We start from the raw sequence: 13,741 nt of genomic DNA, 5'->3' as shown, positions 1-13,741 counted from the left end.
GCTTTCCAGCAATGCGGAAACTCACGCGTGTCGTTCAACCTGGGGTTGAACCCTAGTCAGATTTGTCGCCACCGGCCAGATTCTTCTTGGTCCCGGTCTTGAAATCGGTTTCGTACCAGCCAGCGCCACTAAGGCGAAAGCCTGGCATCGACAGCTGTTTCTTGAGCTCTGGCGCCTGACAGGCAGGGCAGTCGACCAGCGGTGCCTCGCTGATCTTTTGGATGGCTTCCAACTGATGACCACAGGAAGCACATTGGTAATCGTACATCGGCATGGGGGGTGTCTCGGCGATCAGATTGCCACCGCGTGCAAGGCTTTGCGGCGAAAGAGCGGGATTATATCGATTAAATGCGGCCTGTGCAGCCGTAAGACTGCACAGGCCGCGACCTCGTTTGCAACTGCCGTTTCAGGGCGATTCGGCAGACGTCGCTTGCTTGATGCCATTCATGACGCACACCACCCTCACCAGCGCGCTGAAATTTCTCACCCCGCCGTGACGCAGATGCACTTCACGGTCGACGTGGGACAACAGCGAGCTGATCGAACAGCAGTTGTCTGCCGCCATATTGCCGAGAATGTTCCAGTAGACCCGCTCCAGCCGCAAGCAGGTCGCATAACCGTTCAGACGCACGGATCGCGACGATGGCTGAACCAGTGCCATATCGAATTCGTTGACGAACGGATCAACTTTCAATTCATGTGGCAAGCCGACAATCCTGTCGCCTCGCCTGTCTCCCTCTACCATATCGGTGACACTCCTTTGCCATCTCTGCTTGTTTGAAAAGTCACATCCTGTGGCTTTCATAAAAGCGCAGACACAAAGTTATAGCCAGACGACTTATTGACCGTTCCCGTAGGATAAGCCAACGATAAAGGTAAGACCCCGGACAGCGCGCAGGCCTTCGAACGCCGGCCTGCGCACCCGGATGATCAGGCTTGCAGCAGGGCGCGCAGCATCCACGCGGTTTTCTCGTGAACCTGCATGCGCTGGGTCAGCAGGTCTGCGGTCGGCTCATCGCTGACCTTGTCGAGCAGCGGGAAGATGCCTCGCGCCGTGCGGGTCACGGCTTCCTGACCATCGACCAATTGTTTGATCATGTCTTCGGCACTCGGCACCCCCTCCTCCTCCTTGATAGAAGAAAGACGTGCGTAAGTGGCATAGGCGCCCGGTGCCGGGAAACCCAACGCGCGAATACGTTCAGCGATCAGATCCACCGCCAGCGCGAGTTCGTTGTATTGCTCTTCGAACATCAAGTGCAGGGTACGAAACATCGGGCCGGTGACGTTCCAGTGGAAGTTGTGGGTTTTCAGATACAGCACGTAGGTGTCCGACAGCAGACGCGACAAGCCTTCGACGATGGATTTGCGATCTTCTTCACTGATACCGATATCGATTGCCATGTTTACCCCCTAACGGCGATTGAATTCATCCAACAGGTGCAGAACCACTCTAGCAAGGCAACCGAGACCTCGCAGCCCTGATTGGCTGCATACGCTGCGACAAATCGACCGACACGATGCCGCTGGCCGGGCTGATTTGAGTAGCCGCAGGCTTTGCTGTTAAATAGGCAGTGTGTCGCCATGCCCCATTTTTCGGGGCGTTGCGCATAGGCTGATGCCGTGAACGTGTCCACCGCCTCTTATTTTGTTCCGAAGCGAACCGTGCGCCTTCAGCTCTTCCTTGTGAGCCGTCATAAACGTGAGCCAATCAAAATGTTGAAAATCGTCCACCTGCTAATGGGCGCAGCGGCACTGCTGCTGTCGTTCATACCCAGCTTGAAATCCGAAGCCGTTCCCTACCTGCAACAACCCGATGCTCTTTACCTGGCCTTTTTCGGCCTGCTTAACCTGGTGATTGCTCCAGTGATTCCTTTCTGGAACAAAGGCCCTCGTCAGCATCTGCAAAACCTGGTCAGTGCGCTTCTGGTACTGACCGTCGTCCTGCAAACCTTGACCCTGATCGCCCCGATGCCCGTCATCGCCGGTCAGCCAGCCGTGCTGTTCACCCTGGTGATCGCGCTGGTTGCCGTGGTCCTGCACCTGGCAGTCAGCTTCTATCGTTCTTCACCGGCGGCTGCTCCAACCACCTATGACATGACCAATCGTGATACCGGTACCGTCAAGTGGTTCAACACCTCCAAAGGCTTCGGCTTTATCTCCCGGGATTCCGGCGATGATATTTTCGTGCACTTTCGCGCGATCCGTGGCGAAGGGCACCGCGTACTGGTCGAAGGCCAGCGCGTGGAGTTCTCGGTGATGAACCGGGACAAGGGCCTGCAAGCCGAGGACGTGATCGCCGCGCTGCCGCGACGCTGATCCAAGGCAATAAAAAACCGCGAGCAGCATGCTGTTCGCGGTTTTTTTACGCCTGATGAAAAGTGCCCGCCTCAGTAGTGCGGCGGTGGCGCCTCATCCTCAAAGGACTCGAACTGGCCGACCATCTCTTCCTGACGCTTGAGCATTGCTGCCATTTGCAATTGCAGGCGTTCGACCACGCGCTGCTGAGCGACCAACACGTCGTTCAATGCCTGAATAGTGTCATCCTGAAATGCCAGACGACTTTCCAGATCGGTAACGCGGTCTTCCAGGCTCATGAATCAGCCCTCCAGAAACGTAAAGTCTTCGGTCAACACCAGACGCAACTTTGCGCGAATGGCCTCTACTTGCTCGGCATTGTAAGGCTTGGCCGGGAGCTTGCCCCAGACCGGCGCCGGCCAGGCTGCGTCATCGAGTTTGCGCACAATCACATGCATATGCATCTGGCTTACAACGTTACCCAGGGTTGCGACGTTCATTTTGTCAGCATCGAACAGATCCTTGAGCAGCTCAGCCAGCGCGGTGGTTTCAAGCCAAAACTGTTGCTGATCGGCGACATCCAACTGAAACAACTCACTGATATCGTCGCGACGAGGCACCAGAATGAACCAAGGGTAATTGGCATCATTGGACAACAGCAGTCGGCAGAGAGGGAAATCACCGATCGTCAGCGTGTCCTGTTGAAGTCGTGAATCTAAAGCAAACACTGCGCGCACTCCCGGCTGGTCTTCATTATTCAGCTTAGCGGCGATCCTTAGAGACAGCGCACCAAGCGACAGGACCGCAGCATACCTGCGAATGCGCCAGCCTTCACGACGACGGTGAACCTCGTCGCCCTGCCAACGCCCCGAGATGTGACATTTGTGAGCAGGACGCACCAGTACGGAACCAACATCCAAGCTCAAACCGTAAAATCGACCGGAATCGGCCGCGACGTGCAGCGTCAGGCCTTCTGCAAACTGTATGAATTCAGAACAGCTGTAAATTTTTTTGCACCAAAACCGCACAGTGCGTCTACGCTCACTGCGTCGGGCATCCGCCAAATACTCACTGTCGGGGTGAACCGGTAACGTTTTTGGTTGTCACGCGCGTTTCCAGGCGTGGCAACACCATAGGAGGAATGGCGTCAAGCACAGAAAAAATCAGGCTTGAAGCCCCGCTTTCATGAGGTTTTCACAAGTGCAGGCAGGTGCTCAGAAAAATAACCGTAGCGAAATTGCGGTTTGTGCACGCTTGTTGCATTCGTACACATATGGACTATAAGCGTACCACTGGAAGTGGATGCCTTAAGCCCCATAAAAACAGTGGCAGGGTTGCCCGATGGAGATTCAAGTGTTTTGCCAGGGACTCTTTTTTACCGATGCAAAAAGGCCCATAAACAGCGAGAAAGTTGTCAGTCCGGCTGCGTCGGTACTGTGAATTTGCGACATCCACCACGCCATTTGCGACACTGTCGTAAAGATGCTGAAAGGTTGGATCAGCAAGTATCGCCAACATTGTCGGCGTGATATAAGTTTGCGCCGACACAAAAAGAAAGAGCCGCCCAGATAATAAAACAGGTGGGACGGCAGTACTCTTCTAAAACCAAAGGAGCAAATCACGATGCGCGTGATGAAGTGGAGCATGATCGCACTGGCAGTTGCTGCAGCCGCCGGTACTCAAGTGGCTACGGCCGCCCCGTTTGTAAGTGACCAGGCTGAAGCCAAAGGTTTTGTTGAAGACGCGAAACTCACCGAGACGTTGAAGAACTACTACTTCAACCGTGACAACAAAGACGGTGGCCATGATCAGAAAGACTGGACCCAAGGCTTTCTGGGTAATTTCACCTCCGGTTACACCCAAGGTACTGTCGGTGTAGGTATCGATGCATTCGGTTACCTGGCGATCAAACTGGATGGCGGTGACGGCACTTCCGGCACTGGCAACATGAGCCGTAGCGACACTCTGAAGGCTAACGGCTATGCTCACGACGTTAACGACAGCCAAGGTAAAGCCGGTGCTGCCGTTAAATTCCGCATCTCCAAAACCGAACTGAAAATCGGTGACCAACAGCCAAGCACAGCTCCAGTGTTCGCTGTCGGTGGTTCCCGCGTCATTCCTCAATCTGCCAGCGGCTTCCAGCTGCAGAGCAGCGAAGTCAAAGACCTTGACCTCGAAGCCGGTCACTTCTACTCGGCGACCAGCCAGGACAAAAACGCCCGTGATGGCGGCCTGTACGCTAACTACGCAGGCCAGGAAGCCAAGACCATCGACTATTTCGGTGGCAAATACGGCATCACCGAAAACCTGAGCGCATCGCTCTACGGCGCCAAGCTGGAAGACATCTGGAACCAGTACTACGCCAACGTGAACCTCACCACTCCATTCGGTGGCGACACTTCGCTGAACACTGACTTCAACATCTACCGCACCACCGACACCGGTGACAAGCTGGCGGGTGACATCAGCAACACTGCCTTCTCCCTGGCAACCGCGCTGTCGTTCCTGAAAGCACACACCTTCACCCTGGCCTTCCAGAAGGTCAACGGCGATACCCCGTTCGACTACGTCGGTGTGGGTAAAAACAACCGTGGTGGCGACTCGATCTTCCTCGCCAACTCCATCCAGTACTCTGACTTCAACGGTCCTGGCGAGAAATCTGTTCAGGCTCGCTACGACCTGAAAATGGCCGAGTACGGCGTTCCAGGCCTAAGCTTCATGGTTCGTTACGTTAAAGGTTGGGACATTGACGGTACCGGTCTGGCTGCAAACAGCCAATACCGCACCAGCACTGGCGCTCCGCTGTACGGTGAAGACGGCAAACACCACGAAACCAACTTCGAAGCCAAGTATGTTGTTCAGTCTGGCCCGGCGAAAGATCTGTCTTTCCGCATTCGTCAAGCTTGGCACACTGCCAACTCCGACCAAGGCGAAGGCGACGTCAAAGAGTTCCGTCTGATCACCGAATACCCACTGAACATCTTGTAATTGTCAGTGGTTAGTTTGGAAGCATAAAAAAAGGCCCATCTTGCGATGGGCCTTTTTTATTGCCGGTCACTTGTAATAGTTGCCTGACCGACAAGTCAGGCAATTAATTAGCAACCTATCATTGTGTTGCCGATTCCTGCACCACACGAATCACGCGTTGCGGAAAAGGAATATCAATGCCGGCAGCTTTTAAACGGTCTCGCGACTGTTCGTTAAACATGAACATCACGTCCCAATAGTCTGCAGTTTTAACCCACACACGCAGGGAAACAGTGATCGAACTGTCACCCAGGGTCGAAATCACGGCTTGCGGTGCAGGATCCTGCAACACGCGCTCATCCTTGGCCAGATCCAGCAGCACCTGACGGGCCTTTTGCAGATCGGCTTCGTAATCAACACCTACATCAAACACGACTTTGCGAGTCGGCTGACGATTGGTGTTGGTGATGATCCCGTTCGACAGGTTGCCGTTCGGCACGATGATGGTTTTGTTGTCACCGGTACGCAGCACGGTGTGGAAAATCTGGATGCTATCTACCGTACCCGACACGCCTTGCGCCTCGATCCAGTCACCGATACGGAACGGACGGAACAGCAGAATCAGCACGCCGCCAGCGAAGTTCGCCAGGCTGCCCTGCAAGGCCAGACCGATCGCCAGACCGGCCGCACCGATCGCGGCAACGAAGGACGTGGTTTCAACACCGATCATCGACGCGACGCTGACAATCAGCAGCACTTTGAGAATGATGTTCGCCAGGCTGCTGATAAAGCCTTGCAGCGCCAGATCGGCATTACGCAGGGCCAGCAGACCGCCGAGTTTTTGCGTGACCTTGTTGATCAGCCACCAGCCGATGGCCAGGGTAATGACCGCCAGCAAAACGCGGCTGCCGTATTCCATGATCATCGGAATCCACGCCTGGGATGCCTTGACCAGGTTGTCCACCTCAGCATTCAAATCCATGTTCTATCTCCTGATTTCCGGCCATTCGGCACGCGAAAAATAAGCGGCAGAAAACCGCCGGGTGTACACAAAACAATGTGGGAGCGAGCCTGCTCGCGAAGACGGTGTGTCAGTCAACTCATTATTGAATGACATACAGCCTTCGCGAGCAGGCTCGCTCCCACAGATCATCTGACCGAGCTTAGTCGCGGAAGTTGTTGAACTGCAGAGGCATGCCGAATTCCTTGGCCCGCAGGGCCGCGATGGCCTCTTGCAGGTCATCACGCTTTTTGCCGGTGACGCGCACTTGCTCGCCTTGAATGGCAGCCTGCACTTTCAACTTGGCTTCCTTGATGTGGCCGACGATCTTCTTCGCCAGTTCCTTGTCGATGCCTTCCTTGAGCACGGCGTCCTGCTTCATCAGTTTGCCCGATGCGTAAGCGTCCTTGACCTCAAGGCACTGCACGTCGATCTTGCGCTTGACCAGCGCCAGCTTGAGGATTTCGATCATCGCTTCCAGCTGGAACCCGGCTTCAGCGGTCAGGCTGACGGTGAGGTCTTTTTCCTTGAACTCGAAGCTGCCTTTGCCTTTCAGGTCATAACGACGATCGAGTTCCTTCACGGCGTTCTCGACCGCGTTGGTGAGTTCGTGTTTGTCCAGTTCGGATACCACGTCGAACGACGGCATGTAATCTCTCCAATAAAAAGGCGCGCTCGATGTGGATGGAGCGCGCTTGGCTTGCGGTTAAAATCGGGCTCATTATAACGGGTCTTTTCCCACCGACACGGCGAGCCGCACATGCCTGTACGCAATCGAGCAAAAAACTGATGGCCACCACCTGGCATGTATTGGGTGCCGGCAGCCTCGGCACGCTGTGGGCCACCCGTCTGGCCCGGGCCGGCCTGCCGGTCCGGCTGATCGTGCGTGATGCCGAGCGCTTGCGCAGCTACGAAACCGTGGGCGGATTGACGCTGGTCGAACAAGGTCAGGCCAGCACCTATGCCGTGCCCGGGGAAACACCCGACAGCCCCGAGCCAATTCGCCGCTTGCTGGTTGCGTGCAAGGCCTACGACGCCGAAAGTGCCGTCGCCCGCCTCGCCCCACGGCTGACAGCGGACGCCGAACTGATCCTTCTGCAAAACGGCCTCGGCAGTCAGGATGCCGTGGCCACGCGGGTGCCACAGGCGCGCTGCATCAGCGCCTCTAGCACCGAAGGTGCGTTTCGCGATGGCGACTGGCGTGTGGTGTTCGCCGGTCACGGATTTACTTGGCTGGGCGACGCTGGCCATCCGGTCGCGCCGATCTGGCTGGACGATCTGGACGCGGCAAAGATCCCCCACGAATGGAGCACCGATATCCTTACGCGGTTGTGGCGCAAACTGGCGCTCAACTGTGCGATCAATCCGTTGACGGTACTGCATAACTGCCGAAACGGCGGATTGCAGGCACATCACTGCGAAGTCGCCACCCTGTGCGCTGAGCTGGCTGAGTTACTCGAGCGTTGCGGCCAACCCGCCGCCGCCGACAATCTGCAACAGGAAGTCGAACGGGTGATCCACGCCACGGCGGCCAATTATTCGTCGATGTATCAGGACGTCGCCAACCGGCGCCGTACCGAAATCAGCTATTTATTAGGCCACGCCTGCAAAGTCGCCACGCGCCATCAGTTGAACCTGCCGCACCTCAATCAATTGCAGCAACGACTGGTCGCTCATCTGCACAGCCTTGGATTGCCCAGCGACTGAGCAGCGGCTACGCTGGCCACTTGTTCCTTCGTTGCGATAAACCTGATGCCATTGCGCCAGCGTCTCGAAAACCTGCCGGTCGGCCAGAAACTGCTGGCCGCCCTGTTGGTGCTGTTGACCACTGTTCTGCTGGTCGCCAACCTGACCTTTATCAGCGCCGCCTATTACATATCCCAGGAAAGTATGGCGCCGCAGGCTTTGCAGACCATCGGCCGACTGATTTCCAACCCGAGCCTGGTCAGCGAAGCCCTGCAATCGCCGCAAAGCGCCGAGCGTCTGCTCAAAGAACTCGACAGTTACTCACCGCTGCGCGCCGCCGCGCTGTATGACGGCAAGGGCGAACGCTTGGCGCAAGTGCAGCGCGGCGACAAACTCAACCTGCCGGAACGCTATCGGCACATCGAAGCGTGGCAACTGACCGAGTTTCGCAGCAACCAGTTGATCACCCTGCCCCGCCCCGGCACCGCGCCAGGGCACCTGTTGCTGGTAGCCAGCAGCGAGCTGCCGATGGCGTTCTACACCGGCACGCTGACCGCGAGCCTCGGCATCCTGATTTTCAGCGTGCTGCTGTGGCTGGTGATTGCCCGGCAGATCAAACGCCTGATCACCCGACCGATTCATCAGTTGGAAGAGCTGTCTCGCCAGGTGACCCGCGAAGAGAACTACGCCCTGCGCGCCTCACGCGGTAATCATGACGAAATCGGCAGCCTCGCCGAGGCGTTCAACACCATGCTCTCGCGCATTGAAGCCCGCGAACAGCAGCTCAAACGCGCCCGCGATGATTCGCAAGCGGCTTACGATCAGGCTCAGGGCCTGGCTGAAGAAACCCGCCACACCAACCGCAAACTGGAACTGGAAGTCCAGGTGCGCAGCAAGATCGAAAAGAAGCTCACCGGTTTCCAGAACTACCTCAACAGCATCATCGACTCGATGCCCTCGGCGCTGATCGCCCTCGACGAGCAGCTTTATGTCACTCAGTGGAATCAGGAGGCCAGCGCCCTCTCCGGCACGCGACTGGACGAAGCACTGAACCAGCCGATCTTCCTCGCCTTCGAACCGCTCAAGCCGTTTCTGCCGCAACTCAAGCAGACCGTTGAACAGCATACGGTGGCAAAAATCGAGCGGGTAACGTGGTTCAAGGATGAGGAGCCCAAGCATTACGCGCTGACGTTCTACCCGTTGATGGGCGGCGCCGGACGTGGCGTGGTAATCCGCATCGACGACATCACCCAGCGCCTGTCGCTGGAAGAAATGATGGTGCAGTCGGAAAAAATGCTCTCGGTCGGCGGCCTCGCCGCCGGCATGGCCCACGAGATCAACAATCCGCTGGGTGCGATCCTGCACAACGTGCAGAACATCCGCCGACGCCTGTCTGCCGACCTGCCGAAAAATCTCGAAACCGCCGAGCAGTTGGGCATCGACCTAGACACGGTCAACCGCTACCTGCAGGGCCGCGAAGTGCCGCAGTTGCTGGATGGCATTCAACAGGCCGGCGCCCGCGCAGCGAAAATCGTCACCCACATGCTCAGCTTCAGCCGCCGCAGCACCCGGCAAATGGCGCCGTGCGACTTGCCGGCACTGATCGATCAAGCGGTGGAAATCGCCGGCAACGACTTCGACCTGGCCATCGGCTTCGACTTCAAGGGCCAGGCGATCATCCGCCAGTTCGATCCTGCGCTCGGCCCGGTGCCCGGCACCGCCAACGAACTCGAGCAGGTGCTGCTCAACCTGTTGAAAAACGCCGCACAGGCCATCCATCAGCGTGAAGACGACAGCGAACCCGGACGGATCATCCTACGCACCAGGCTCAATCCGCCGTGGGCCGAAATTCAGGTCGAGGACAACGGCATCGGCATGAGCGAGAGCGTGCGCAAGCGCACCTTCGAGCCGTTCTTCACCACCAAGGAAATCGGCCAGGGCACCGGGCTGGGCTTGTCGGTGTCGTACTTCATCATTACCAACAATCACAAAGGGCAGATGGAGGTGCAGTCAGCACCGGGCCAGGGTACGTGTTTCACCTTGCGCCTGCCGCTGACGCAACCCCAGCCTATTGCTGCAGAAACCAATCCATTATCGAGGTAACCCATGGGCTTCCGCCTGTCGAAAATCTACACCCGCACCGGTGACCAAGGCGAAACCGGCCTGGGCGACGGCCGCCGCGTACCCAAGGACCACCCGCGCATCGAGGCCATTGGCGAGGTCGACACGCTGAACAGTCAGGTCGGCGTGCTACTGGCCGGGTTGCTGGCCGAACGCGAAACGTTTCCGGGGCTGAATGAACTGATCGAGGTGTTGGCGCCTTGTCAGCATCGGCTGTTCGACCTGGGTGGTGAGCTGGCAATGCCGGAATATCAGGCGTTGAATGCGGTGGAAATCGAGCGCCTGGAAACGGCAATTGATGTGTGGAATGAGGAGTTGGGGCCGCTGGAGAACTTCATTCTGCCCGGTGGCTCGATGCTGATTGCCCAGGCGCATGTATGCCGCAGTCTGGCGCGCAGTGCCGAGCGTCGTTGTCAGCATTTGAATGCGCTGGAGCCGTTGGCCGGGGCAGGGCTGGCGTATATCAATCGGTTGTCGGATTTGCTGTTTGTGGCGGCGCGGTTGATTGCGCGGCGGCAGGGGGTTGCGGAGATTCTGTGGCAACCGGCGGCCAAGCCCGCAGAGCAGTAGCGCCTGACAGGCCGCCATCGCTGGCAAGCCAGCTCCCACAGGGTTTCATGGTGTACACAACATGTGTGAACGACACTAAAACCTGTGGGAGCTGGCTTGCCAGCGATGAGGCCAGCAGCCTTTACAGAGAATCCGGCCAGAACGCGCGAATCCCCGCCACACCTTGAGCTCCGGAACTCCAGGCTTTCTCGCGCTCCGCCGGACCCACCCCGCCCAACAGAAACACCGGTTTGCTGAAGCCTTCTATCAACGTCGAAGCCTGTTCCCAACCCAATGGCTGCGCGTCCGGATGAGTCAACGTCGGCTGTACCGGCGACAGCGTGACGAAATCCACGCCCATCTGCTCGGCCAGCGCCAGTTCTTCAGCGTTGTGGCACGAAGCCGCCAACCAGCGTTCCGCCGGCAACGGACGTCCCGCCGCTGCATATTTACGCAGCTGTGCAGACGTTATGTGCCATCCGGCAGACGGGAAATCGCCAAGCCATTCGAATGGCCCTTTGATCATCAATTGCGCCTTGCCTGCGCACAGGCCGGCCGCATCCACTGCCAGATCGCGATACTTGGGGTCGTACCCGTTCGGTGCGCGCAACTGGATCAGTTTGATCCCCCCGGCAATTGCTTTCTGGATACCGCGTAGCAATACCGGGGCCTCCAGATCTTCCGGGGTGATCAGATACTCGGCCGGCAGACGCGCTGCTGCGACGATCGGCTGGTTGGCGGCCGGAAACTCATAGCTCGCCAACTCCTTGGTGGTCACCCAGGCCAAGGGCTGACCTTCAGCACCGTGCGGCTCGCCAGTGAAAGCCGACACTTCCCAGACATCCAGCAAAACCTGCTTGTCCGGGTAATCGTGACGCACTTTGATCAGCGGGCGGGCAGCGCCAACGACGATACCCAACTCTTCGTTCAGCTCACGGGCGAGCGCGGTTTCAACCGACTCATCCGCCTCGACCTTGCCGCCGGGAAACTCCCACAGGCCGCCCTGATGCTGGGTATCGGCACGGCGAGCGATAAGGATTTTGCCACTGTCGTCACGAATGACCGCAGCGGCGACGTGTACACGTTTCACGGATTCAACTCCTCCAGTCCAGCCTGTTGCCACGCCTTGAAGGCTGGCCAATGGTAGACAGTTTCAACATAAGCTTCGTCAGCGGCCGGCAGCTTCACCTGATAGGTGCGCAGACGCACGGCAATCGGCGCGAAGAAGGCATCGGCCAAGCTGACGCGACCAAACAGATACGGCCCGCTTTCCGTGGCGGCAGCGCGGCATTCGGCCCATAGCGCGAGCATGCGTTCAATATCGGCTTTCACTTCCGGTGGCACCGGGTTCAACGGCGCGTCATGGCTGAGGTTGAACGGCATGTGATTGCGCATGGCGAAAAAACCGCTGTGCATCTGCGCACAGGCTGACCGGGCCTGGGCGCGGGCGAAAATATCGCTCGGCCAGAGTTGCTCGGATGGAAACTGCTCGGCGAGGTATTCGGCGATGGCCAGCGAGTCGGCAATCGTGCCCCGGGCAGTTTTCAGCAGCGGTACTTTGCCGGTCGGCGAGTGCTTGAGCAGCAGTTCGCGGGTATCGGGCTTACCGAGTTTGATCAGCTCTTCGCTGTAGGGTGCGCCGGTCAGCTCAAGCGCCAGGGCGGCACGCAGGGACCAGGAGGAAAGCAGTTTGTCGCCGATGATCAGGTGCAAGGACATGGTTGTGGCGCCTTTTCGTCAGGGGGAAACTTCGCGATCTGTAGCGTCTGAGCTGGCGCAATCGCTAGCAGGCTAGCTCCCACAGGGGATCTTCAGTGGATATAAAGTCTGTGTCCGACAGAAGACAGTGTGGGAGCCAGCCTGCTGGCGATGCAGGCGACTCGGTCTCAGGTTAGATCAAGTGCGGTATTCGGCGTTGATCTTCACGTATTCATGCGACAGGTCGGTGGTCCAGATGGTTTCGCTGCAATCGCCGCGACCCAATTCGATGCGGATGGTGATCTCTTCCTGCTGCATCACCGCCGAACCCTGCGCTTCCGTGTAGGTGCTTGCGCGGGCGCCACGGCTGGCGATGCACACGTCGCCGAGGAACACGTCGATCTTGCTCACGTCCAGATCCGGCACGCCGGCACGGCCCACAGCGGCGAGGATACGGCCCCAGTTCGGGTCGGAGGCGAACAATGCAGTCTTGATCAGCGGCGAATGGGCCACGGTGTAGCCGACATCGAGGCACTCCTGATGGTTGCCACCGCCATTCACTTCAACGGTGACAAACTTGGTCGCGCCCTCGCCGTCACGCACGATGGCCTGGGCCACGTCCATGCACACTTCGAACACCGCTTGCTTGAGCTTGGCGAACAGCTCGCCTTCGGCACGGGTGATTTCCGGCAGTGCAGCCTTGCCGGTGGCAATCAGCATGCAGCAGTCGTTGGTCGAGGTGTCGCCGTCGATGGTGATGCGGTTGAACGACTTGTTGGCACCGTCGAGCATCAGGTTGTGCAGTACTTCGCGGGAGACTTTGGCGTCAGTGGCGATGTAGCCGAGCATGGTCGCCATGTTCGGGCGGATCATGCCCGCGCCTTTGCTGATGCCGGTAACGGTGATGGTCACGCCGTCATGCTCGAACTGGCGGCTGGCGCCCTTCGGCAGGGTGTCGGTGGTCATGATCCCGGTAGCGGCGGCTTCCCAGTTGTTTTCCGACAAATCGTCCAGCGCCGCTTGCAGTGCGCCTTCGATCTTCTCGACCGGCAGTGGCTCGCCGATCACACCCGTGGAGTACGGCAGGATCTGGCTGGCATCGACGCCAGTCAGCTCAGCCAGTCTGGCGGTGGTGCGCTCAGCAGCGGCCAGGCCAGGTTCGCCGGTGCCAGCGTTGGCGTTGCCAGTGTTGGTCAGCAAGTAGCGCACAGCGTTTTGTACGCGCTTCTTCGCCAGGATTACCGGCGCGGCGCAAAAGGCGTTCAACGTGAACACACCGGCCACGGTCGAACCTTCGGCGCAGCGCATCACGACGACATCTTTACGCCCAGGGCGCTTGATGCCGGCCGAGGCGATACCGAGTTCAAAACCGGCAACCGGGTGCAACGTTGGCAAAGGACCAAGACCAACAGCCATGAATGCGCT

At 58.2% G+C, this 13,741-nt stretch carries 15 protein-coding genes; 5 read left to right on the top strand and 10 right to left on the bottom strand.

Going from position 1 to position 13,741, the window contains the following annotated elements; genetic code table 11:
- Window positions 1–52: 52 nt before the first annotated feature.
- From QZR14_RS17475 to QZR14_RS17465, 3 genes are all read right to left on the bottom strand, one after another.
- Complete coding sequence (locus tag QZR14_RS17475) at window positions 53–274, bottom strand: FmdB family zinc ribbon protein (RefSeq protein ID WP_250607528.1); 222 nt, start codon at window positions 272–274, stop codon at window positions 53–55.
- Window positions 275–406: 132 nt separating this feature from the next.
- Window positions 407–745 (bottom strand): ribbon-helix-helix domain-containing protein, encoded by a 339-nt coding sequence (locus QZR14_RS17470; protein ID WP_250607530.1) that lies wholly within the window; start codon window positions 743–745, stop codon window positions 407–409.
- 185 nt (window positions 746–930) lie between these two features.
- Window positions 931–1,401, bottom strand: a complete 471-nt coding sequence (locus QZR14_RS17465; protein ID WP_250607532.1) for a Dps family protein — start codon at window positions 1,399–1,401, stop codon at window positions 931–933.
- A gap of 312 nt (window positions 1,402–1,713) precedes the next feature.
- Between QZR14_RS17465 and QZR14_RS17460 the strand changes: the two genes are divergently transcribed.
- Entirely contained in the window at window positions 1,714–2,316 is a 603-nt protein-coding gene (locus QZR14_RS17460) for a cold-shock protein (RefSeq protein ID WP_123453614.1), read from the top strand.
- A gap of 71 nt (window positions 2,317–2,387) precedes the next feature.
- On the opposite strand, the gene QZR14_RS17455 is transcribed toward QZR14_RS17460, so the two are convergent.
- Together QZR14_RS17455 and QZR14_RS17450 are read right to left on the bottom strand one after the other, a co-directional pair.
- Window positions 2,388–2,594, bottom strand: coding sequence for a SlyX family protein (locus tag QZR14_RS17455; RefSeq protein WP_007912748.1), 207 nt, complete (start codon window positions 2,592–2,594; stop codon window positions 2,388–2,390).
- A gap of 3 nt (window positions 2,595–2,597) precedes the next feature.
- A complete protein-coding gene (locus QZR14_RS17450) occupies window positions 2,598–3,023 on the bottom strand; it encodes an HIT domain-containing protein (RefSeq protein ID WP_311997298.1) in 426 nt (141 codons plus the stop codon).
- A gap of 895 nt (window positions 3,024–3,918) precedes the next feature.
- Between QZR14_RS17450 and QZR14_RS17445 the strand changes: the two genes are divergently transcribed.
- Entirely contained in the window at window positions 3,919–5,283 is a 1,365-nt protein-coding gene (locus QZR14_RS17445) for an OprD family porin (RefSeq protein ID WP_311997236.1), read from the top strand.
- A 118-nt stretch (window positions 5,284–5,401) separates the two neighbouring features.
- Here the strand turns inward: QZR14_RS17445 and QZR14_RS17440 are convergent, their stop codons facing one another.
- Both QZR14_RS17440 and QZR14_RS17435 read right to left on the bottom strand, forming a co-directional pair.
- On the bottom strand, window positions 5,402–6,244 hold the full coding sequence (locus tag QZR14_RS17440; protein WP_250607536.1) for a mechanosensitive ion channel family protein: 843 nt from the start codon (window positions 6,242–6,244) through the stop codon (window positions 5,402–5,404).
- Window positions 6,245–6,425: 181 nt separating this feature from the next.
- Window positions 6,426–6,911 (bottom strand): YajQ family cyclic di-GMP-binding protein, encoded by a 486-nt coding sequence (locus QZR14_RS17435; protein ID WP_250607538.1) that lies wholly within the window; start codon window positions 6,909–6,911, stop codon window positions 6,426–6,428.
- Between the two features lie 140 nt (window positions 6,912–7,051).
- On the opposite strand from QZR14_RS17435, the gene QZR14_RS17430 reads away from it, so the two are divergent.
- From QZR14_RS17430 to QZR14_RS17420, 3 genes are read left to right on the top strand one after another with little or no spacing between them, the layout of a single operon-like run.
- Window positions 7,052–7,969, top strand: a complete 918-nt coding sequence (locus QZR14_RS17430; RefSeq protein ID WP_311997234.1) for a putative 2-dehydropantoate 2-reductase — start codon at window positions 7,052–7,054, stop codon at window positions 7,967–7,969.
- Between the two features lie 45 nt (window positions 7,970–8,014).
- On the top strand, window positions 8,015–10,051 hold the full coding sequence (locus QZR14_RS17425) for a sensor histidine kinase (RefSeq protein ID WP_311997233.1): 2,037 nt from the start codon (window positions 8,015–8,017) through the stop codon (window positions 10,049–10,051).
- 3 nt (window positions 10,052–10,054) lie between these two features.
- Entirely contained in the window at window positions 10,055–10,639 is a 585-nt protein-coding gene (locus QZR14_RS17420) for a cob(I)yrinic acid a,c-diamide adenosyltransferase (RefSeq protein ID WP_311997232.1), read from the top strand.
- Between the two features lie 121 nt (window positions 10,640–10,760).
- Here QZR14_RS17420 and QZR14_RS17415 read toward each other — a convergent pair whose 3' ends face one another.
- The 3 genes from QZR14_RS17415 to argJ form a co-directional block, all read right to left on the bottom strand.
- On the bottom strand, window positions 10,761–11,708 hold the full coding sequence (locus QZR14_RS17415) for a Nudix family hydrolase (RefSeq protein WP_311997231.1): 948 nt from the start codon (window positions 11,706–11,708) through the stop codon (window positions 10,761–10,763).
- Entirely contained in the window at window positions 11,705–12,337 is a 633-nt protein-coding gene (locus QZR14_RS17410; protein ID WP_250607548.1) for a glutathione S-transferase family protein, read from the bottom strand. The genes QZR14_RS17415 and QZR14_RS17410 overlap by 4 nt, the downstream gene beginning before the upstream one ends.
- Window positions 12,338–12,514: 177 nt before the next feature.
- On the bottom strand, window positions 12,515–13,732 hold the full coding sequence (argJ, locus tag QZR14_RS17405; protein ID WP_311997230.1) for a bifunctional glutamate N-acetyltransferase/amino-acid acetyltransferase ArgJ: 1,218 nt from the start codon (window positions 13,730–13,732) through the stop codon (window positions 12,515–12,517).
- Window positions 13,733–13,741 lie beyond the last annotated feature (9 nt).

Origin of the sequence: Pseudomonas sp. rhizo66 (genome assembly GCF_031931925.1) — a bacterium.
Taxonomy (GTDB): domain Bacteria; phylum Pseudomonadota; class Gammaproteobacteria; order Pseudomonadales; family Pseudomonadaceae; genus Aquipseudomonas.
The sequence above is the reverse complement of the archived record's forward strand: the minus strand, read 5'-3'. Positions and strand labels throughout refer to the sequence as shown.

Excerpts from the sequence above, each read along its gene's own strand:
- QZR14_RS17475 (WP_250607528.1), bottom strand. The coding sequence starts at position 274 with ATGCCGATGTACGATTACCAATGTGCTTCCTGTGGTCATCAGTTGGAA.
- QZR14_RS17470 (WP_250607530.1), bottom strand. The coding sequence starts at position 745 with ATGGTAGAGGGAGACAGGCGAGGCGACAGGATTGTCGGCTTGCCACAT.
- QZR14_RS17465 (WP_250607532.1), bottom strand. The coding sequence starts at position 1,401 with ATGGCAATCGATATCGGTATCAGTGAAGAAGATCGCAAATCCATCGTC.
- QZR14_RS17460 (WP_123453614.1), top strand. The coding sequence starts at position 1,714 with ATGTTGAAAATCGTCCACCTGCTAATGGGCGCAGCGGCACTGCTGCTG.
- QZR14_RS17455 (WP_007912748.1), bottom strand. The coding sequence starts at position 2,594 with ATGAGCCTGGAAGACCGCGTTACCGATCTGGAAAGTCGTCTGGCATTT.
- QZR14_RS17445 (WP_311997236.1), top strand. The coding sequence starts at position 3,919 with ATGCGCGTGATGAAGTGGAGCATGATCGCACTGGCAGTTGCTGCAGCC.
- QZR14_RS17440 (WP_250607536.1), bottom strand. The coding sequence starts at position 6,244 with ATGGATTTGAATGCTGAGGTGGACAACCTGGTCAAGGCATCCCAGGCG.
- QZR14_RS17435 (WP_250607538.1), bottom strand. The coding sequence starts at position 6,911 with ATGCCGTCGTTCGACGTGGTATCCGAACTGGACAAACACGAACTCACC.
- QZR14_RS17430 (WP_311997234.1), top strand. The coding sequence starts at position 7,052 with ATGGCCACCACCTGGCATGTATTGGGTGCCGGCAGCCTCGGCACGCTG.
- QZR14_RS17425 (WP_311997233.1), top strand. The coding sequence starts at position 8,015 with ATGCCATTGCGCCAGCGTCTCGAAAACCTGCCGGTCGGCCAGAAACTG.
- QZR14_RS17420 (WP_311997232.1), top strand. The coding sequence starts at position 10,055 with ATGGGCTTCCGCCTGTCGAAAATCTACACCCGCACCGGTGACCAAGGC.
- QZR14_RS17410 (WP_250607548.1), bottom strand. The coding sequence starts at position 12,337 with ATGTCCTTGCACCTGATCATCGGCGACAAACTGCTTTCCTCCTGGTCC.
- argJ (WP_311997230.1), bottom strand. The coding sequence starts at position 13,732 with ATGGCTGTTGGTCTTGGTCCTTTGCCAACGTTGCACCCGGTTGCCGGT.